The organism is Corynebacterium sp. zg254 (genome assembly GCF_024701495.1).
GTDB classification, from domain to species: Bacteria; Actinomycetota; Actinomycetes; order Mycobacteriales; family Mycobacteriaceae; genus Corynebacterium; species Corynebacterium zhongnanshanii.
In genome coordinates this window covers 71,386-90,894 of record NZ_WIAR01000004.1, presented here as the reverse complement: position 1 = coordinate 90,894, position 19,509 = coordinate 71,386, and the positions used below count along the sequence as shown (strand labels likewise).

The following is a 19,509-nucleotide window of genomic DNA, read 5'->3' as shown; positions in this document are numbered from 1 at the left end:
CAAGGATCACAGCCGCGCCTTAACCCGGAAGGCGGACGGGCATCAGCAGGAAGGTGAAGTCCGTGTCCGGGGTCGCGAAGTTGCCTTCCTCATCCGCCTGCGGAAGCTCCGCTGGCTCGGGAACCATGATGGCAGGGCGCGACGGCAGCGTGAATCCGAAGAACACACGCGGCGTGGACATCACGCTCAACCCATCACGCAAGTACGTGGGGTTAAACGCGATGGACAGCGGCTCGCCAGCAAACGCGCAGGGGAGGGTTTCCGTGGCGGTACCGACTTCGCCACCACCGGCGGACAAGACCACCTTGTCGGCGTCGAAATCCATCTTGATCTGGGAGTTTCGATCGGACATCAGCGCCACGCGGCGAATGGCTTCCAACAGTGGGCCGGACTCCACCGTGGCGATGGACTTGTGTGTGGTCGGCAGCAGAGGGCGGACCTGGGGGAACTTCGCATCCAGCAAGCGCGTGGTGGTTCGGCGCGTGTCCGTGGAAATGCCCAGCAGGCCGTCCTGGCCAATGTCCTCACCCGAGCCCGCTGCGATTTCGATCGGGTCGGTGTAGTGAGGGTCCAGCGAGCGTGCGGCGTCGCTCAACGTCTTGGCAGGGATCAACAACTCGGCCTGCGCGGAGGCATCAGCAGGGTTCCAGGTGAAGGTCCTGAGCGCCAAGCGATAACGGTCCGTAGCAGCGGCGACTACCTGCTCGCCGTCGATCTCCAGGTGCACACCCGTCAGCATCGGAAGCGTGTCATCTTTGCCGGCGGCGATGGCAACCTGGCCCACCACCTCGCTGAACAGGTGTGGGTCGATCGTGCCGGTGACGCGTGGGATTTCCGGCAGCACCGGGTAGTCCTCGATGGTCATGGCGGGCAGCTCGAAGCGGGAGTTACCGGAGGTGACCAGCACCTTTGTGCTGTTGTACTCCATGGTGATCGGCTTATCGGGCAACGATCCCACAATATCTGCGGCCAACTTACCGGCCACCAGGATGCGGCCAGGGACATCCACCTGGGCATTGATGCGAATCTTGTTGGAGGTCTCCCGGTCAAAGCCGGACAGCTCCAAGCCCTCATCGCTGGCCTCGATGAAGATGCCCTTCAAGACGGGTTGAGTTGGCTTCGCCGGCAGGGATCGGGCGATCCAGCTTAAAGCGGATGCCAAGTCATCTTTAGGAACGATGAACTTAACGTCGTTGGGCTCCATGTAACTGGTCTACTCCCTTGATGTGATGGTGCTTCTCTTGCGTGCGTCGTGCGTTCGGTGGACCTGTGTCCGTCTGTGACTCGGTCGCGTGATGCACGTGTTACCCCGCCATTATTCCACACACCTCTTTCTGTTGTTTAAGGAGATTTATAGAACCAGTAGTTTCAGTAGGCGGTGTGGAATCTGTGGGAAACCCTTGTTTGTGCAGTGTAGCCGGGGCGGGCGCTTGTAGAAACACGGTGCACTTGCCTGTGGATAACTTGGGGCCCCTGTGGATAACTCAGTGGGGTGGGCAATTATCCACAGGATAGGCACAAGACAGTGCGCATCTGAGGGGTAGTTATCCACAGATCGGACGGTGAATTACATTTCTGTTATGCACGTATCGGCCTGTGGAGGGCGGTGTTCGAGTGATATTCGATCGATGTTCACCCCACAGTTAAATTACAAGATTGTAATTACACCTGTGGAAAACCCTGTGGAATTGTGGATAACTGTGGATAGGTGGGTAAACACTCAGGTCATCACCGTGTGACTTATCCACAGTTTGCCTGTGGATAAGTGTGCATAATTGTGGATAACTGTGGAAAAGTTGGGGTGTGCGGGGCACGGTGTGGCCTCGAACAGGGGTTATGCGAGTGTGTGTTCGATAATGATGTGCGGACCGCGGCGCCGCGCGGCGGCGCGCGGCGGCGCGCGTGCGTCCGGCCTCCCCGCCTACGCCCGCGCCCGAGACTTCACTCGCGTCAGCAACTCCTGCACCTGATCGAAGGTCTTCTTGTCCTCCGTGATGGATTCCCTGATGCGGCGCTCGGCGTACATCACCGTGGTGTGGTCGCGTCCGCCGAAGGACGCTCCCAGCTTTGGCAGGGACAGCTCCGTCAATTCGCGGCAGAGGTACATCGCGATCTGGCGGGCGTACACCAGGTGCTTCGAGCGCCCCTTCCCCGTCAGCTCTTCCAAGGTCAGGTCAAAGTACTCGGCCACGGCCTCAATCACCACCTGCGGATTCACCTCTACCTCGTCCGGCAGGATGTCCTGAAGTGCAATTTTCGCGTTGGCCACGCTCATCTCCTGGTTTTCCAGGGAGCAGTAGGCGATGACGCGCGTCAGCGCTCCTTCCAGCGCACGGATGGAGCGATCGTAGCGCTCCGCGATCATGATCTTCACGTCTTCGGGAAGCATCATCTTTTCGTGCTTGGCTTTGTTAGTAAGGATGGCCATGCGTGTTTCCAGGTCTGGGCTGGTCACGTCGGTAATCAGCCCGCCTTCGAAGCGTGTGCGCAGGCGATCTTCCAGCGTGGTGAGGCGCATGGGCGGACGGTCGGAGCTCAACACAATCTGCTTACCAGCTTGGTGCAGTGCGTTGAAGGTGTGGAAGAACTCCTCCTGGGTGGACTCTTTGCCTTCCAGGAATTGGATGTCGTCCACGATCAGCATGTCGAGGCTGCGGTAGCGGCGCTTGAAGGCCTCGCGAGTGTCGTTGGCGATGCTGTTGATGAAGTCATTGGTGAGCTCCTCGGTGGAGGTGTACATCACCCGCATCTCGGGCCGCAGCTCCAGCGCGTAGTGCGCGATGGCGTGCAGCAGGTGCGTTTTGCCCAGTCCCGATTCGCCCCAGAGGAACAGCGGGTTGAATCCCTTGGCGGGTTGCTCAGCGACGGAGCGGCAGGCGGCTGCGGCGAATTGGTTGGAGGATCCCACCACGAAGCGCTCGAAAGTGTAGTCCGCGTTGAGCCGTGGATAGTTGGGATTCTTCTTAATCTGCTGGCCGTCTTCACCGAACACGGGCGTGCTGGGTTTCGGCGCTGCGGGCTTGTGACCTGCTCGTTCTTGGTTTTTGGGCAGGGCAGACCAATCCAATGCCTGCTGCTCGCCCCGCGGCGATTCATCACTGGCGAGGCTAGGGAGGCCGAATAGTTGCGGGTCGTCGGAGGGTCCGTTGTGATTTTTTTCTCCGACGCCGGCCTGCCGCCTACCAGCGCCCTCCCCCTGCGAGGCGGAGGTTGCGCCGGCTTCCTGCGCGTTCTGTGAGGACGGGGTGCGTCCTTGTCCGCTGTAGTCGTCCTCTTCGCGCTGGTGCTGGTGCTGTGCGGAAGCGCTGTGTGTGCTGTGCTCGGTGTGATCAGTGTTTGTGTCCGCGCTGTCGTGCTCGGTGCCGTGGGCGTCGGCGCTTCCTACCTCTTCTTCGGAGATCGCCATGATGACGTGCATCCCGAGTTTTTGGTCCAGGACGTCCCGAATCTGGGGGGCCAAAGTGCGTTCGATTTCTTCTTTGGCCCACCGAGTAGGGGCAGTGAACACCGCCACGGTGTTGACAAGTGCCAGCGCCTTAATTTGCCGGATGAGGCCGCGCTGTTTGGCCGAGAGCTTGGGATATCCGCTGGTAGAGCCATCGTGGGGAGCATTGGTCCACTCCTGAACGATGGCAGTCCAGATGCTTGGGAAGTGCTGGTTCAGGTCAGCATGCTGGTCGTTGGACATGGCGCTCTTTCTTTTCAGGGGTTGTACACGGGATAGTACACAGGCAGTTTTTCGGGTTATCCTGCGTTTCCCCAGAGTTGTGCACAGCTGTGGATAACTGTTTTCCACAAGATACACCCAAAATACAGCCTTCCTGTGGATAACTCTAAAACCGCTGGTAAACGCCTTTGACCTGCGAAGATTAAACCTAAAGTAAGGGTTTAGGGTTCGGGGGTAGAAAAGTTATCCACAGGAGGCGTGAGGTTTTGCACAGCTCGTGGGGAAATTGTGCAGGACACTGCACAGGAACCGCAGATCACCACACAGGATTCTGCCCGCTGGACAGATTTGGTCATCGGGGGTGTGCGGGCGTATCATTGAGCGGTCGATTGCAATTCCTGTGCACACCCTGCATCGGATTGCGCGCGGGCCTCGCGGATAGTCACTATCCAGCGTTTGTGAGATCGGCCCGCTGAATTGTCCATCATCGTCGGAAAAAGGAGTGAAGTACCGTGGCTAAGGGCAAGCGTACTTTCCAGCCAAATAACCGTCGCCGTGCTCGCGTACACGGCTTCCGTACCCGTATGCGCACTCGCGCTGGCCGTGCAATCGTTTCTGCACGTCGTCGTAAGGGCCGTAAGTCCCTGACTGCTTAAGGTAGTTGGTACTCCCCCGCTGTCGCCCTCCGCACTGGAGGGCGATGCGGGGGATTTGGCGTATGTGATGCGTGTTCATCCCACACCTGTCACTTCGCGTCTGTCACTTTGTGCCCGTCACTCTAAGGATTGAACATGCTCCCTCCACAACACCGGCTTCGCTCCACCGCGGCGTTCGGCCGGACCGTGAAGAAGGGTCGCAAAAAGGGCTCGGCCACTGTGGTGGCGTACACCCTCGTGGATAAAACGAGCGTCGCGTCCGTGGGGGGCCCGCGCGTGGGCCTCATCGTGTCCAAGGCTGTGGGAAATGCGGTGGCTCGTCACCACACGTCCCGCCTGCTGCGCCACGCCAGCGCAGAGGCCCTCCGCTCCTTGGATATTCCTACGGGCGCCCACATCGTTCTTCGCGCCCTCCCCGCCAGTGGGAACGCGACGTATCAGGAGATTAAGGCAGATGTGCACAGCTGCATCCGGCGGAGCTTGTAACCGCTCCGGTGAGCCGCGCGATGCCTACGCTGAGCACACCGCCATCGACGGCGACGGCGCTCCTGCGGCGCGCCGGTTGATCCTTTTTTACCAAGAGCACTTGTCAGGCCTTAAGATGGGTTCGACGTGTCGTTTTGATCCGACGTGCAGCAACTACGCCCTGACGGCGTTCACCCGTCACGGGTTTCTCAGAGGAGCTGTGCTGACGGTCAAGCGCTTGGCTCGTTGTGGGCCGTGGCATCCGGGCGGTTGGGACCCCGTTCCTCCTCGCCGCACACAACGGCATTAATTCACTATTGATTACAACTAGGAGGCACCGTCACCCGTGCTGAATTTTGTTTATTACCCCATCTCCGCGGTGCTGTGGTTCTGGCACAAGGTATGGAGCCTTGTTCTTGACCCAGCGTCCGGCGTAGCGTGGGCGCTGTCCATCATCTTCCTGGTGTTCACCATCCGTATCCTCTTGGTGAAGCCTATGGCCAATCAGATGCGCTCGGCCCGCAAGATGGCCGAGTTCCAGCCGAAGATGCAGGCGCTCCAAGCTAAGTACAAAAACGATCGCCAGACTCTGGCTCTGGAGATGCGCAAGCTGCAGAAGGACATGGGCGTGAACCCTCTGGCCTCCTGCCTCCCGATGCTGGTTCAGTTCCCTATCTTCATTGGTCTGTTCCACGTGCTGCGCTCCTTCAACCGCACCGGCACCGGTACCGGTCAGCTGGGCATGACCATCGAGGAGACGCGTAACACCGGTAACTACGTGTTCTCCGTTCAAGATGTGCAGTCCTTCCTGGACGCCCGCCTGTTCGGGACGCCACTGTCTGCGTACATCTCCATGGCCGAGGAAAACTACGGCGCCTTCGCGGCCGATGGCTCCGTGGACTTCACCCGCACCAACATCATCCTTCTGATCGTTCCGATGATGCTGATCTCCGCTGTGCTGATGCACTTCTCCGCGCGCATGTCTCTGGATCGCCAGAAGGCTCGTCAGGCTGCTAACCCCAACAAGACCCCTCAATCCGCCCAGATGCAGATGCAGATGGACATGATGCAGAAGATGATGCTGTGGGTCATGCCTGTCCTGTACCTGTTGGGTGGCTTCATGTGGCAGGTGGGCCTGGCAACCTACATGCTGGCTAATAACACGTGGACCTTCGTGCAGCAGAAACTGCTGTTCGACAAGATGGATCGCGAGGAGGCTGAAGAGCGCGAGGCTAAGGCCGCTGCAAAGCGCACCTCCGCTCCTCAGGTTGGTGTTCGCCCGAACAACCCGAAGAAGAAAAAGAAGAAGTAGCCTCGCCCCTACTCCCCCCGCCCCGACGCTCACCGCGAGCATCGGGGCGGTTTTCTTTTTCGCGTTAGGAATGAGCGCCAACCGGCACTAGAATGTTTCACGTGAAACATCCAGATGCAGCCGCACAGATTTTCGGGGATCGGCTCCCGCTTGCGGTCCGATACGCTGAACTGTTGGAGACTGTCGCTACCGAACGCGGCTTGATCGGCCCGCGGGAAGTACCGCGGATCTGGGACCGTCACATCCTCAATTCCGCCGTCCTCTCCGAGGCAATCGACGCCGGCCTCCGTGTCATTGACGTTGGATCGGGAGCCGGTCTTCCGGGTATCCCGCTGGCCATTGCACGTCCCGACCTGACGGTGCAACTGTTGGAGCCCCTGCTCCGCAGGACGACGTTCCTGAACGAAGTCGTCACTGAGCTTGAGTTGGATAATTCGGAAGTCATCCGCGGCCGCGCCGAAGACAAGGACACCATTGCTCAGCTGGGCGGTGCGGACATTGTCACCTCTCGCGCTGTCGCACCTCTGGGCAAGCTTGTTCAGTGGTCTTTGCCTCTGGTGAAGAAGGACGGCGACATGAGGGCGCTGAAGGGTTCGAGTGTTGCAGACGAAATTGAACGAGATGCCTCGATCATCAAAAAGGCCGGCGGCGGACAGCCTAGGGTCCTGGAAGTGGGCGCGAAGACTCTCGCGGAGAGCACCCATGTGGTCGTGGTTCCGCGGATCAAGTAATTCACTCGAACGTCTTTTCACGTAGTCTCGCGGTTGTAGGGGCTAGAACATAGAATAGAGTTCTCTTCACACCGCGATGTTTCACGTGAAACATTGGCTGGGATAACGGAACGCTGGGCGTCGGATATTAAAGGACGAAATACGGCGTTGAACACACGCACGACGAGCATGACAAGGACGGAGATGGCTGAGATGGAGTGGGACGATACGCCCATCGCGCGCGCGGCGCGACAGGCGGCGAAGCTGCAGAATACGTCGCGGCTGAAGCTCGAGCGGCCGGAGCGATGCCGCACAATCACCATCGCCAATCAGAAGGGCGGCGTGGGTAAGACCACGTCTACGGTGAATCTGGCGTGGGCGCTGGGGCTGCACGGCCAGAAGGTGCTGGTGATCGACCTGGATCCGCAGGGCAACGCCTCCACTGCCCTGGGCGCAGAGCACCGCATGGGCACTCCGTCCAGCTACGAAGTGCTCATCGGTGAGATCACGGCTGCCGACGCGATCCAGCAGAACGAGGTCAACCAGAATGTGTACTGCATTCCGGCGACGATCGATCTCGCGGGAGCCGAAATTGAGCTGGTCTCTATGGAGCTCCGTGAGTACCGGCTGGTCGAGGCTTTGAACGAGGAGTTCATCGACGAATACGGGTTCGACTACATCTTCATCGACTGTCCCCCATCGCTGGGGCTGCTGACCATCAACGCGATGACCGCAGTGAATGAAGTGATGCTGCCGATCCAATGTGAGTACTACGCGCTGGAGGGTGTGGGTCAGCTGCTGAACAACATCACGATGATCCGGCAGAACCTGAATCCGGAACTGCACATCTCTGGCGTGCTGTTGACGATGTATGACGGTCGCACGAAGCTGTCCGAGCAGGTGTCCGACGAGGTGCGTAACCACTTCGGTTCCGTGGTCCTGGACAACCATATCCCTCGGTCCGTCAAGGTGTCCGAGGCACCGGGCTACGGGCAGACCGTGCTGCAATACGATAGCGGGTCGCCGGGAGCGCTCGCCTACTTCGACGCCGCCGTGGAGTTCGCACAGCGCGGCGACTACCTGCCAACAGAATCCACTGCCCCAATCGGCATTGCACCGGAACTACACAAGGAGATGATCTAACACATGGCCACGTCCAAAAAACCAGCCATGCCGAACATGGGTGGCACGATAGGGTCAGAGGCCAAGCGTGGTGGATTGGGGCGCGGACTGGCGTCTCTGATTCCTACCGGCGATCAGAAGCCTCGGTTGGGTCACGGTGCGGCCGACATTATTTTGGGGCCGTCGGGGGCTACAGGCGGTGGTTCATCTGATTCCGCCCGGGGCGCTTCGAAACGTAACAGTGACAAAGCAGGTGCTGCGGACAAGGGTGGGGCGCGCGGAGCTGAGAAGGGTGAGAATTCCCGTTCTCGGGTGTCCGATGGAGCGCGTGGTGGAATGCAGGACGCGAAGGTGTCGGCGACAGCGTCCGGGAAGGGAGGAGCTACGGGTGCTGACGAGGGTGCCGGCGCTGCCGGGGCAACCAACGAGTTCGGCGCCACGTACCAAGAGTTACCGTTGGCCTCCATCCGCCCGAACGCCAAACAGCCGCGCAGCAACTTCGACGAGGAGGCGCTCGCCGAGCTGGTACACTCCATTCGTGAGTTCGGTGTGATGCAGCCGATCGTGGTGCGCTACTCCCCCGATGGTTCGACGGACTTTGAACTCATCATGGGTGAGCGTCGCTTCCGTGCGTCCAAGGAAGCGGGCCTGGATGTTATCCCCGCCATCGTGCGCGAAACCGATGACTCCGCGATGCTGCGTGACGCCCTGCTGGAGAACATCCACCGCGCACAGCTGAACCCCCTGGAAGAGGCCGCTGCTTACCAGCAGCTATTGGAAGAGTTCGGCGTGACCCAAGCGCAGCTTGCCGAGCGCATCGGACGCTCCCGTCCCCTCATTACCAACATGATCCGATTGCTGCAGCTGCCGGTGGCGGTCCAGCGCCGGGTCGCAGCAGGCGTGCTTTCCGCTGGTCACGCGCGTGCGCTGCTGGGGGTGAAGGTCGGGGCGGATGCTCAGGAACGGTTGGCGTTGCGTATCGTGGCCGAGGGTCTGTCTGTTCGTGCGACCGAAGAGGCAGTGACGGCGTTGAACCGTACAGGGGGCGAGCAGGCCACGCCGAAGCGGAAGGCCACCACGCGGCAGCTTCCGGCTGATGTTCGGCAGTGGGCGGATGACTTCGGCGATGCGCTGGACACCAAGGTGAGCGTGCAGATGGGCAAGAAAAAAGGCAAGATTGTTGTAGAGTTCGGAGGCCCCGAGGACTTCGAAAGAATAATTGAGCTTATCAATTATTCGAAGAATAACTAATGAATCCCCAGACTATAGGAGAATAATCTATGGCGAACACCGTCGATCAGGTCATCAACGATCGCAGGGCGGTCCGCAAGTTCTCGTCGGAGTCTATCTCCGATGAAGTTCTTGACCGTATTGTGAACCTTGCGCTGGAGGCGCCGAGCGCTTTCAACTCCCAGCTTCGGGATATCGTAGTCGTTCGCGATCAGGAAGTGAAACAGGCTATCTATGACGCGGGCAAGCAGCAGCAGTTCCTGGATGCTCCCGTGGTGTTCGTTTTCGTCGGACGCTCCGAGAAGCTCCCAGAGGACGCCAACGAGATTCTCGGCGCCGACAGAGCTGAATTTGTTGCCGGTTACTTGAAGGACAAGACCCCACAGTTCCTGCGCGAGGCTGGCCTGAAGGATGCGTCTCTGGCAGCTGCGTTCCTCATGATCGCCGCTCAGAACGAAGGCGTGGCGACCTCCCCCACCACTGGCTGGGATGAGCAGGGAGTCAAAGAGGCCGTCGGAATCGGTGACCGGGACGACCGTTCGATCGCGTTGGTTATTGCTGCTGGTTACCCAGCTGAGGAGCCTGCTCACCCGGGCCGCGCGGCGAATCGTCGAGTGAACGATCGCTACTAAGCCGGCGGCATTGCCGACTCTTCGGCTCCGGCCGCATGGGTCCGGCTGCTCGGATCCGGCTATTTAGCGGGCGATGGTGTATGGCCGCTGGCTGACTGCGGCGGGGACGCTAGCGTTGCCGGCGCCCAATGTTTCACGTGAAACATTCGAAAAAGTTCAATCCTGCACCCATGGGCGTCCCGCAGGGATACTATGGGCGCAGACGCATACGCAGCAGCCCGCGAGCACAAGAAGAGAACCGCAGTGGCAACCAGTGGCGCCAGAACGCACGTGACGGCGCCACACGGTTGACGCTTCAGTCCGGAAGGGAGGTGGGATGGAACTCAGCATCCGCGGTATCCGCTATGACACGGCGCGGGACATTGAGTCCACGGCGCTGTCGAGCATGTTTTGGCAGATTCCCCATAGTGACGCCAACATCTGTGACAGCATTGAGGATCCACAATTTGAAAAAGAATTGTGGATCCAACGCGTCCTCATGGAATGGGGCACGTGTGCCTACACAGCCTTCGTCTCCACCGGAGACGAAGGATCCACTCCCCTCCCGGCCGCGACTGTGGTGTTTGCGCCGTGCAACTACCTCCCAGGCAGCGGAGCCTTGCCCACCGCTCCGGTGTCCCCCGATGCGATCCTCATCACCAACGTGTACGTGGCTCTGCCGTACATGGGGCTCTACCTCGAGCATCGCCTGATCGACACCGTCCTGGAGGAAGCCAAACGCCGCGGCGTGAAAGCTGTCGAAGCATTCGCGCGCGCAGAGGACCTTGACCATTCCCTGGTCGAGGAGTTGATGAACGCCGGGGAGAAGGCCGGCACAGACCCCGCCGCAGGCGGCGTCGATACGCATGTGGGTACGCAGCAGGAGACAGCAACGCCGACGTTCTTCGCGGAGGCATACGGGGGCTGGGAGCCGCCGCAGGAGTCCGCGGCGAATGAGAAGACCAGCACGCAGCTGGAGCACGCGCCGATGCTGTCCGAGGACATCCTGGAGGAGCAGGGCTTCACTGTGGTGAAGGCGCATCCGCGGTTCCCCCGATACCGCAAGGAGATCGATGCGGGTGCCGGACTATTCGGCCGCGTGGAGGCGGATGACCACGAGCATCTGACCGGCCGCGAGGCCCTTGGTACCGTCATGGGTGGCCGCGCGCACCGCACGCCGCAGCCCACCTTCCTGCGCCTTGGCGATGATCGACTCTTCCGCCGCTAGACTGTAGGCCATGTCCCCCTCCCCAGCCGCTTCCGCTGCTACCCCTGCCAGTGACGCCCTCGATCGTCTTATTATCCGCGACGCCAAAGCCTCCGACCCCCCAGCCGGCACCATCATCGTGCTGGACGATCACACGGGCAGCCTGACGGCCTGGGCGATGGAGCGCGTAAAAGCCTGGGGCAGCGGGGCCGTGCTGGTCCGCTGCCGCGATCTGAGGGAGGCTCGGGCGGTGGAACGGCTCGCTGAGGCGCAGAGCGCTGAGGCGCAGAACAATGAGGCGCAGAGCGCTGACGTGCCCGTGACGATCGCGGGCCTGGACGGCGCCCCGGGGAGCCTGGAAGAGTTCTTAGCCACCCACGTGAAACAACAGCCGGTCCTGGCGATCGGCCGCCTGCCGAAGGCCCTAAGCGCGCTGGAGGAATGGGCCACCGGCTGCGCACGCCACGGCGTGCCCCGCCTCATTCTGGGCGGTGTCAACAAACACATGACTAAGTCCATGAACGCGGTGATGGAGCGTTTCTTCTCCGTGGTGCATGGCTTGCGAGGCAAAGGTAAGAACCGTTGCCTGGAGGCAACGGTTCCGAAAGATGGAGTCCAGGCCTACGAGCCTGCAACGCAGCGGTACTGCGGGGCAACGCTGCATGGCCACGGCGGAGTGTTCTCAGGGGCGAAGCCAGACCGTGGAGGCCAGGCTCTGGCGGCAGCTGCACTGCAGTGGCTCGAACGCGCAGGCACTATCCGCGATGGAAGCGGGAGTGGCACCGGCAACGGCAGCAGCACCAGTGATGGCAACGGCGCAAGCGGTGCCGGGCGCAGTCACCTGAATATCGTGGATCTTGGATGTGGAAATGGGACTGTGACGGCGGCGATGCTGGCGTCGGGTCACACGGGGATGAGGATCGCGGCGACGGATGTGGATCTGGATGCGGTGCTGTCGGCGTCGGGGGCGATGGAGGGCAACAGCGCGGTGACGGTCACGTGGGACGACGCAGCGGGCGCGCTGGAGGCCGAGACTCAAGACCTGGTGCTGCTCAACCCGCCGTTTCATGAAGGCACCCGCATCGACCCCACCCTGGTGCAGCCGCTGCTGGATGCGAGCGCGCGGCTGCTCAGGCCCGGTGGGACGCTGCTGTTCGTGCACAATGCGCACCTGCGCTACCGGCCCGTGGTGGAACAGCGTTTCGGTACGGTGATTCAAGTGAGCCGGGACGCTACGTTCACTGTGCTGGAGGCGACGCGCTAGCTGCCCGCTCAGGGGCCGCTGGCGCGCGGGAGTTAGCAGTGTGCGCACTGGCGTAGGCCTGCACTAGCCGCTACTTGTGGGTGCCCTCGGCCTTCAGAATGTCCGCGAAGTTGAACGTGCCGGTGGCGTGGACGTCCTTGTCCATGAGGTAGAGGCGCTTCACGGAAACCACGATGGCCTCGGCGATCTTGTCGCGCATCGCGGGATCCGTGAGGACGTTCAGGTCCCCCGGGTTTGTCATATAACCAGGCACCACCTGCACGGCAGGCATGCCCGTCAAGCGCAAAATATCCCAGGTGCGGCCATGGTTAAAGCAGTTTTGAAGCGGGGTTCGGGCGCAGATCTCGCGCTGGATGAAACCGCTGAGCCGCTCGCCCACCAGGGAGGAATAACCATTGAGTGAACCGAAGTAGAAGGACGCCACGCCGTGCGCTTTCTCGTTCGGATAGATGTCGGCCTTGAGGGAGATCAACAAGTCCGCACCGAACGCGTTGGCGATATTCGCCCTGTCCTGAGAGGACGGATCCGCGGAGCGGGGCCGGGAAATGATGGTCTCCATGCCTGCGGCAATCATGCGGCCCTCGATGCGGCCGGCGAGATCCCACAGGATTTCCTCCTCGGTGACCTGACCGAAGGGGCCCTGGGCAGTGTAGCCCGTGTTTGAGCCACCCAACGCCGGGTCAATCACAACGCGCTTACCGGACAGCTGAGGGCCGGACGAGCGGATCTGTTCCTTCTCACGAATGGACTGCGGGGAGCCGCCGGTGATGCGACGCCCCAGGTAGGACAGCGCACGGAGAGTGTCCGGGCCCACTACCCCATCGGCCTTCAGGGCATAATCCGTCTGATAGGCAACCACCGCATTGTGGGTGCTGGTGCCGAAGTGGCCATCCACCCGGGAGGTGTAGAAACCCAGATCATGAAGCTGCGTTTGAAGCTGGGTGACATCGTCGCCCACCAGCTGGTTGGTGTTCAAGGACAGCACGCGGGCGCCCAAGGTGTAGGACGCCTCCCGCAGGGCACGCAGCGTTCCATTGGTGATCATGCCGTCGGCAATGATGCCGCGTTGTTGTTGGAAGGCCCGAAGGGCGTGCGCTAGGGCGTCGTCAAAAAATTCATCCTCGGGAGACCACCGTTGGTTAGACCCGGAGACCTCACCGGAAAAACCGTCCAGAAGTCCAAGACGGGCCAAGGTTGCACGAACCTCCGCGACACGCGGGCTACGGTCGCCGACTTGGAGAACAAGTCGATCCACTTAGGCACCACTTTCGTATCAAGGACTACAGGAACAAAGAGGTCACACTGCATTCACAGGGACCGTGCTCTAACCACTTTACCCATAGACGGGACAGATGTTCATAAACGCGCCGAGAGCTGCACAAACGCGTTCACAGAGGCCTGAGGCTACGCCAGCTCCTCCAGCTTTTCCTTCAGCTCTTCCTTGGACTTCACGCCCTTGAACTCGGCGACCTTCTTGCCGTCCTTGAAGACCATCAACGCCGGAATGGACATCACCTGGAACATGGCGGCCAACATGCGCTGCTCGTCTACGTTCACCTTCGCGACCTTGGCGGTGCCGTCCAGATCCGTGGCGAGCTCCTCCAGCACAGGGTCCATGCGCTTGCACGGTCCACACCACTCGGCCCAGAAGTCCACCAGCACGGGCTGATCGGATTCCACAACCTCTGTGCGGAAGGTTTCCTGGGTGACTTTCACAATATTGGACATGTGAGTTCCTTCACTAGCTTTCTTGCTGAGTACGAGATGCTCGGCGCTTAGCCCAGCGACGCCAGGTAGTGCTCAGCGTCCAGGGCTGCGCGGCACCCGGAGCCCGCGGCGGTGATGGCCTGCTGGTAGTGGGAATCCACCAGGTCGCCGGCGGCAAACACGCCAGGAACATTGGTGCGCGTGGACGGCTCGTCAACCTTCACGTAGCCGTTGTCCTGCAGGTCCACCTGGCCGTCGAAGACGGAGGTGCGAGGATCGTGACCGATGGCCACGAACATCGCATCCATCTCCACCTCACGCTGCTCGCCGGTCACGGTGTCCTCCAGCTTCAGGCGCTGCACGGCACCGTCGCCGAGCACCTCAACCACCTTGGCGTTGGTGATGAAGGAGATCTTCGGGTTGTCCTTCGCGCGCTCCAGCATGATCTTGGAGGCGCGGAACTCCTCGCGGCGGTGGATGATCGTGACGCTCTCGCCGAACTTGGTGAGGAAGTCCGCCTCCTCCATGGCGGAGTCTCCGCCACCGATCACGGCGATCTTCTTGTCCTTAAAGAAGAAGCCATCGCAGGTGGCGCAGGCGGACACACCGCGGCCCAACATCTCTTGCTCACCGGGAACACCAAGGTAGCGAGGCTCCGCACCGGTGGCGAGGATCACTGCGCGTGCCTGGTATTCCTCACCGTAGGCCCACACCTTCTTAATGTCGCCGGACAGGTCCATCTTCTCGATGTCTTCGCTGCGCAGGTCTGCGCCGAAGCGCTCCGCCTGGGCCCGCATCTCTTCCATCAGGTTGGGGCCCATGATGCCGTCGCGGAATCCGGGGAAGTTTTCCACTTCGGTGGTTTGCATGAGCAGTCCTCCGTATTCGATGCCTTCGAAGACGAGTGGCTTCAGTTCCGCGCGGGCTGCGTACACGGCTGCGGTGTAGCCTGCTGGTCCGGAACCGACGATGATGACGTCGTGGATGGTTGGGTTGTCCGACATGTGGAAGACAGTCCTCTCAGGTGGTCCTTGTGTTGTTCCTGTATTGATTCTTCCCTTAGTCTAACCAGCGGAGGCCACAGAGTATTCCTGAGGGTTCAGCAGCCGCTCGAGCTGCTTTTTTGCTCGACTGCGCCGCGATTTCACCGTCCCGACGGGGATGCCTTCGCGCCGGGCGTACTCGTCCACGCTCATCCCCCTGAGGCTGGTGTTGATGAGCACGTCGCGCAGCTCCGGGCTCATTTGCTTGAGCGCGCGGTGAACATCCATCCGAATGACTGCGCGCTCTAACGCATTGTCTGAATCCGCGGCGAGGTGCATCGTCGCCCGAGGCGTAGCCCCACCCCGATGCTCCACGCGCAGGATGCTGTCTTCGAGAGGCAGGTTGGGCGCGTGGCGCGTCTGTGCCCGCAGGAAGGTGTGGCAGGCGTTGCGCATGATGGCGACCATCCACGTGCCGACCGTGGAGGTGCTCTCCGCCGTCAGGCCTCGGAACTTCCGCGCGAAGCGGTGGATGCGCAGCAGGCCTTCTTGCAGGACATCCATGTGGTGGTCGGCGGGTACGCAGCTGCTGTGGATCGCCCACCACAGTTGCCGGTGATACCTGCGCACCAGCGCCGTGAACGCCCATGGATGGCCGTCGAGGTGCCGACGTAGTAGTTCTACGTCGTCGAGTGCGATGCTCAATCTTTCTTCATCCCGACGCCAAGCGTCGTGGTTCATCGGCGCCATCATTGCCCTGTGCAGTGCGATGGTCATGGGTCTTTCCCCTCCCCCAAAGGTTGTCAGTATTGGTATCCACCACCTCGTGTGGCGGCTGGTGGCGATCCCCCGATCGCTGTGCTTTTAACCCTAGCGGAGGCGTACATAAATGTCCCCCTGTCTTTCTCAGCCTGTGGATAACTGGAGGCTGGAAGGACAGGGGGACGGGCTTCGCGGGCGCTAATTGGCGGGTGCTGTGGGGGTGGGGGTGCTGTGTTTTGCCGCGCCGGGATAGCGTCCGACCAGGGACAATTCGCCGATGCTTGCTTGGCCCTGTGGGTCAGGGAGCTTAGTTATCCACAAGATCACGCGGTTGGCCTTCGGGGACTCTCCCTCGGCCCGGGCGCCGCGTTCGCCCCCGGAAGGCTGGGAGTCCGTGGTGTGAGTGGATCCATTTGTAGAAGTACCTGGGGTGCGTGCTGCGTCGGAGGCAGCTGCACCGTCTCGACCGTCCACGCCGGCCGCATCGTCGGCCCGGGATGCCGGCAGGCTGATCGTGTGCTCCTCGGCGGTGACGTCCTGGGTGGCCAACAGCGTGGTCTGATCGAGGGAGGTGACGTCCCCGTCGGCCACACGGATCTCCACGCGCATGCCCGGCGTGAGGCCAGCCAGCGTGGCTTCCGTGAGGGAGGTGTCCTTCGGAAGATCCACCATCAGGCCAATGCCGTTCTTCGCGCCGCTGGGTCCCAGCGGCTGCAGGTAGGAATCGGACTGCCAGCGGGTGGCGCTGTCGCCGTCGATGATGAGGGGGGCGCGCTCCGGATTATCGGCAGTACCGCGGGCGGTATCAGGGCGCCATTCGCGGGCGTTGCTCAAGGTCACGCTGGCGGGCTCCGTGGAGCCCGCCACGCTCTGGGCACCCTGGCGGATCGAATCCGGGGTGATCGGCGAATCCTCGCGGTTGCCACCCACGAAGCCCAGCAAAGCCACCACCACAGACGCCGCGACCACAACAATCACGAACGCGGAAATCGCGGCACTGGCAAAGCGGCCCGGCGCGTTCGCCGCCGCGCCGAAGCCGGCACGGTGGTTCGGCGACGGCGTGTGGTCCGCGCTGACGGAAATCTCTGGGGCGTCCGTGTCGCCGGCGATCTCCCGCAGGTGCGTGGCAGCGACCTGGAAGTCCACCTCCTCCTGGGAGGCGTTCAGCTCTTCCAGTTCCTGGTAAATATCGTGCAGCTCCTGAGGGATGTCCTCCGCGGCCACCTGGTCCATGAGCACGCGCAGCGCCGTGGCGATGCCCTTGGAATCCTGCTTCAGCGTGGTGTTCGGCAGCACGCCGGGGAAGGCAACGTATGCGGCTCCGTCCAGGGACAGGCGCAGGCGGTCGCGGTGGTCGATGCCCAGGGCAATGCCTAGTTCGTCGGCCTGATGGCAGGCATCCGCCAGCGTTGCGACGGCGCGGGACGCGGCCTGCGGCTCCGGCGCAGTCTTCGCCACCGTCGCCAGCGGCGAGCCTTCCGTCCACTTCGCCACAATCACCACAACGTTTCCGTTGTCGATCACGCGCGTGACCGTGGCCATGCCCTTGGACTTCAACTCCTTGAGCTTCGCGGAGCGGCGCAGAATGTCGTCCTTGGCCTTGGCCGTATCCGCCCACACGGTGGGGTCCATGATGGTCAGCGCCACGGTCTTGCCGGTGGCCATCTCCGTGGCCTGCCAGAAGCGCGCGGCTGGTGTGCCGCCGTGATCCGCCAGTAGGCGGTAGCGGCCGTTCAGCAGTGGCGCGCCGGGCACCAGACGGGGTCCCCGGATCGCGGTGGTGTTCATCGGTGGCAGCATCGCGCCGGCACCCATGGACTGGCCGCCCATCATGCGGTCCAGAGCGGCGGTCTCGCGGGCAGCGAACTCCTCTGGAGATAGCTCGCGCTCCTCATCCTCCTGCTCAGGCGTACTGCGCAGGTGTGCGGGCCGGAAGCGCGCGGGCAGGAACCGGGACAGCGTGCGGCCCAGAAGCTGAACCTCGGGAAGCTTGGAGCGGGACAGCACCAGCCCGGTCATGATAAGGAACACCACACCGCTGAGCAGCAGGCGCAGCACCACCGGCAGGATGTCCATCACCAGGCGGTCCAGCTGGTAGGCCACGAACGCGCCCACCACGGCGGCACCCGCCGCCCAGAGGCTGGTCACCAACACCGAACGGGACTGCAGGTGCCCCAGGGAGCGGCGCAGCAGACGGTCGCCGATGATCACACCGGCCACGAAGCCGAAGCCGTTCGCGGCACCCAGCAGAACCACCACAAGCCGAGGCTCGGACGCAATGAGTGGCGCCGCGTACGCCAGCACTAGCTTGGTGATGGTGATGCCCGCGATGATGAACGTGGGCGTCCACACCTCTTCGCGGGCGTAGAACACGCGCAGGTGCAGCAGCACCAGCGCGTACGGGATCAAGGTGAAGGCGGAGAAGCTGATGGTCCAGCCCAGAATATCGGCGGTGTTCGCGTCGTAATCACCATAGGCAAACAGCGCCCGCGCGATGACCGTGCCGAAGGCCGTGAAGTAGATGATGACCGGCACCAAGGCCAGCATCGTCAGCTTGGAGGCGCTGGCCAGGTCCTTCACCACGGCCTTGTCGTCGCCATCGGCGGCGTTGCGGGACAAGCGCGGCATCACCGCGGTCAACAGCGTCACACCAATCACGCCGTACGGCACCTGCAGCAGCTGCCAGGCCTGCATGTAAATCGTCGGCGCTTCCGCAGACGCTGCAGAGGCAATGCGGTTATTCAACAGGAAGCCCACCTGGGAAATCGCCACGTACACCACGATGGCAATCGCCATGCCGCCGAAGGACTTCAGCCGGGCGTCGATACCCCACAGCGGGCGTACATCGATCCCCGCCTTCTTCAGGTACGGCACCATAATCAGCGCCTGCACCACCACACCCACCGTGGTGCCCAGGCCCAGCAGCAGGACATGCGGATCCAGGATCGTCACACTATCCTGCGGCTGCAGCTTCGTCTCCTGCGGCAGCAGCAGATAGAAACTCAGCACCGCCAGCGTGACCACATTGTTGACCACGGGCGCCCACGCGCCGGGTTTGAAAATGCCCTTGGTGTTCAGCACCGCCATGAACACCGCGAACATGGCGTAGAACACGATCTGCGGCAACAGCAGGTAGGCAAAGGCGGTGGACATGCCGATGTTCACATGGCCGGTCTCGTCCAAACTGAGCCTGACCAGCAGCGGAGCCGCCAGCACAGAGATGAGGGTGATGCTGATCGTGAGCGTGAAGGTGATGGTCAGCAGGCGCCGGATGAACGCCGCTCCCCTATCCGGGTCCTCCTTCTCCGCGCGCACCAACACTGGTACCACCAGTGATGTTAGTACCGCCCCTAGTACCAGTTCCGTGATGAGGTTCGGCAGCGTATTCGCCGTATTAAACGCGGACGCCACCGCCGGCCCCAGCGCCGAACCGATCAGCACGGTCCGCAGGAAGCCGGTGATGCGGGAGATCAAGGTGGCGATAGCCATCGAACCACCCGCGCGCACCACGTCCTCATCGCTGGCCTTTTGCGCGTTCGCTACGTCGCCCGCGCTGTGGTCACGCGAGCTGGCGTCGGGATTTTTTTCGGCGATAAATCCCCCCGACGCCGGGCGCGACCCATCACGGCCCACCCCGGACTCGGCGGCGGTGGAACCCGATGGCCCCGCGGACGGCTCCGCAGACGCCTCCGAGCGCGACACCACCGGAGGGCGCGTGTCTCGGAAACGGCCGCGGAGGCCCGCTGGCGCTGATTCAGTATGGGGGTCATCCTGCTCTGGCTCGAAAGTCACATCACCATACTAGAGTCTCAT

At 61.9% G+C, this 19,509-nt stretch carries 17 protein-coding genes; 10 read left to right on the top strand and 7 right to left on the bottom strand.

Annotated features, from left to right (window positions below):
* Positions 1-19: 19 nt before the first annotated feature.
* Positions 20-1,204 carry a DNA polymerase III subunit beta gene (gene dnaN / locus GC425_RS09275; RefSeq protein WP_151844826.1) on the bottom strand — a complete coding sequence of 395 codons (1,185 nt, stop codon included), beginning with the start codon at positions 1,202-1,204 and terminating at the stop codon, positions 20-22.
* A gap of 717 nt (positions 1,205-1,921) precedes the next feature.
* Entirely contained in the window at positions 1,922-3,688 is a 1,767-nt protein-coding gene (dnaA, locus tag GC425_RS09270; RefSeq protein WP_151844825.1) for a chromosomal replication initiator protein DnaA, read from the bottom strand.
* A gap of 491 nt (positions 3,689-4,179) precedes the next feature.
* Between dnaA and rpmH the strand changes: the two genes are divergently transcribed.
* The 10 genes from rpmH to GC425_RS09220 all read left to right on the top strand — a co-directional run bounded on the left by rpmH (position 4,180) and on the right by GC425_RS09220 (position 12,244).
* Positions 4,180-4,323 (top strand): 50S ribosomal protein L34, encoded by a 144-nt coding sequence (rpmH, locus tag GC425_RS09265; RefSeq protein WP_013889512.1) that lies wholly within the window; start codon positions 4,180-4,182, stop codon positions 4,321-4,323.
* A 135-nt stretch (positions 4,324-4,458) separates the two neighbouring features.
* Complete coding sequence (gene rnpA / locus GC425_RS09260; protein ID WP_151844824.1) at positions 4,459-4,809, top strand: ribonuclease P protein component; 351 nt, start codon at positions 4,459-4,461, stop codon at positions 4,807-4,809.
* Entirely contained in the window at positions 4,778-5,098 is a 321-nt protein-coding gene (gene yidD / locus GC425_RS09255; RefSeq protein WP_151844823.1) for a membrane protein insertion efficiency factor YidD, read from the top strand. The genes rnpA and yidD overlap by 32 nt, the downstream gene beginning before the upstream one ends.
* A 36-nt stretch (positions 5,099-5,134) precedes the next feature.
* The gene (gene yidC / locus GC425_RS09250; RefSeq protein WP_192930436.1) at positions 5,135-6,100 is read left to right on the top strand and encodes a membrane protein insertase YidC; all 966 of its coding nucleotides are present in this window, start codon (positions 5,135-5,137) and stop codon (positions 6,098-6,100) included.
* 92 nt (positions 6,101-6,192) lie between these two features.
* Complete coding sequence (rsmG, locus tag GC425_RS09245; RefSeq protein WP_151844822.1) at positions 6,193-6,831, top strand: 16S rRNA (guanine(527)-N(7))-methyltransferase RsmG; 639 nt, start codon at positions 6,193-6,195, stop codon at positions 6,829-6,831.
* 183 nt (positions 6,832-7,014) lie between these two features.
* Positions 7,015-7,953, top strand: a complete 939-nt coding sequence (locus GC425_RS09240) for a ParA family protein (RefSeq protein ID WP_192930435.1) — start codon at positions 7,015-7,017, stop codon at positions 7,951-7,953.
* Between the two features lie 3 nt (positions 7,954-7,956).
* Positions 7,957-9,183 (top strand): ParB/RepB/Spo0J family partition protein, encoded by a 1,227-nt coding sequence (locus GC425_RS09235; RefSeq protein WP_231699800.1) that lies wholly within the window; start codon positions 7,957-7,959, stop codon positions 9,181-9,183.
* Between the two features lie 29 nt (positions 9,184-9,212).
* Positions 9,213-9,794 carry a nitroreductase family protein gene (locus tag GC425_RS09230; RefSeq protein ID WP_151844821.1) on the top strand — a complete coding sequence of 194 codons (582 nt, stop codon included), beginning with the start codon at positions 9,213-9,215 and terminating at the stop codon, positions 9,792-9,794.
* A gap of 316 nt (positions 9,795-10,110) precedes the next feature.
* A complete protein-coding gene (locus GC425_RS09225; protein ID WP_257823261.1) occupies positions 10,111-11,001 on the top strand; it encodes a hypothetical protein in 891 nt (296 codons plus the stop codon).
* A gap of 10 nt (positions 11,002-11,011) precedes the next feature.
* Positions 11,012-12,244, top strand: coding sequence for a class I SAM-dependent methyltransferase (locus GC425_RS09220; RefSeq protein WP_151844820.1), 1,233 nt, complete (start codon positions 11,012-11,014; stop codon positions 12,242-12,244).
* A 70-nt stretch (positions 12,245-12,314) separates the two neighbouring features.
* On the opposite strand, the gene GC425_RS09215 is transcribed toward GC425_RS09220, so the two are convergent.
* From GC425_RS09215 to GC425_RS09195, 5 genes are all read right to left on the bottom strand, one after another.
* Positions 12,315-13,499 (bottom strand): N-acetylmuramoyl-L-alanine amidase, encoded by a 1,185-nt coding sequence (locus tag GC425_RS09215; protein WP_151844819.1) that lies wholly within the window; start codon positions 13,497-13,499, stop codon positions 12,315-12,317.
* A gap of 149 nt (positions 13,500-13,648) precedes the next feature.
* A complete protein-coding gene (trxA, locus tag GC425_RS09210; protein ID WP_151844818.1) occupies positions 13,649-13,972 on the bottom strand; it encodes a thioredoxin in 324 nt (107 codons plus the stop codon).
* 47 nt (positions 13,973-14,019) lie between these two features.
* Positions 14,020-14,955, bottom strand: a complete 936-nt coding sequence (gene trxB / locus GC425_RS09205) for a thioredoxin-disulfide reductase (RefSeq protein WP_151844817.1) — start codon at positions 14,953-14,955, stop codon at positions 14,020-14,022.
* A gap of 60 nt (positions 14,956-15,015) precedes the next feature.
* Positions 15,016-15,711, bottom strand: coding sequence for an RNA polymerase sigma factor (locus tag GC425_RS09200; RefSeq protein ID WP_151844816.1), 696 nt, complete (start codon positions 15,709-15,711; stop codon positions 15,016-15,018).
* Positions 15,712-15,894: 183 nt separating this feature from the next.
* A complete protein-coding gene (locus tag GC425_RS09195) occupies positions 15,895-19,488 on the bottom strand; it encodes a murein biosynthesis integral membrane protein MurJ (RefSeq protein WP_231699799.1) in 3,594 nt (1,197 codons plus the stop codon).
* Positions 19,489-19,509: the final 21 nt, after the last annotated feature.

Coding starts and splice junctions, on each gene's coding strand:
- GC425_RS09200 (WP_151844816.1), bottom strand. CDS start 15,711: ATGACCATCGCACTGCACAGGGCAATGATGGCGCCGATGAACCACGAC.
- yidD (WP_151844823.1), top strand. CDS start 4,778: ATGTGCACAGCTGCATCCGGCGGAGCTTGTAACCGCTCCGGTGAGCCG.
- rnpA (WP_151844824.1), top strand. CDS start 4,459: ATGCTCCCTCCACAACACCGGCTTCGCTCCACCGCGGCGTTCGGCCGG.
- GC425_RS09230 (WP_151844821.1), top strand. CDS start 9,213: ATGGCGAACACCGTCGATCAGGTCATCAACGATCGCAGGGCGGTCCGC.
- GC425_RS09235 (WP_231699800.1), top strand. CDS start 7,957: ATGGCCACGTCCAAAAAACCAGCCATGCCGAACATGGGTGGCACGATA.
- dnaA (WP_151844825.1), bottom strand. CDS start 3,688: ATGTCCAACGACCAGCATGCTGACCTGAACCAGCACTTCCCAAGCATC.
- dnaN (WP_151844826.1), bottom strand. CDS start 1,204: ATGGAGCCCAACGACGTTAAGTTCATCGTTCCTAAAGATGACTTGGCA.
- rsmG (WP_151844822.1), top strand. CDS start 6,193: ATGTTTCACGTGAAACATCCAGATGCAGCCGCACAGATTTTCGGGGAT.
- GC425_RS09225 (WP_257823261.1), top strand. CDS start 10,111: ATGGAACTCAGCATCCGCGGTATCCGCTATGACACGGCGCGGGACATT.
- GC425_RS09240 (WP_192930435.1), top strand. CDS start 7,015: ATGGCTGAGATGGAGTGGGACGATACGCCCATCGCGCGCGCGGCGCGA.
- trxB (WP_151844817.1), bottom strand. CDS start 14,955: ATGTCGGACAACCCAACCATCCACGACGTCATCATCGTCGGTTCCGGA.
- GC425_RS09220 (WP_151844820.1), top strand. CDS start 11,012: ATGTCCCCCTCCCCAGCCGCTTCCGCTGCTACCCCTGCCAGTGACGCC.
- trxA (WP_151844818.1), bottom strand. CDS start 13,972: ATGTCCAATATTGTGAAAGTCACCCAGGAAACCTTCCGCACAGAGGTT.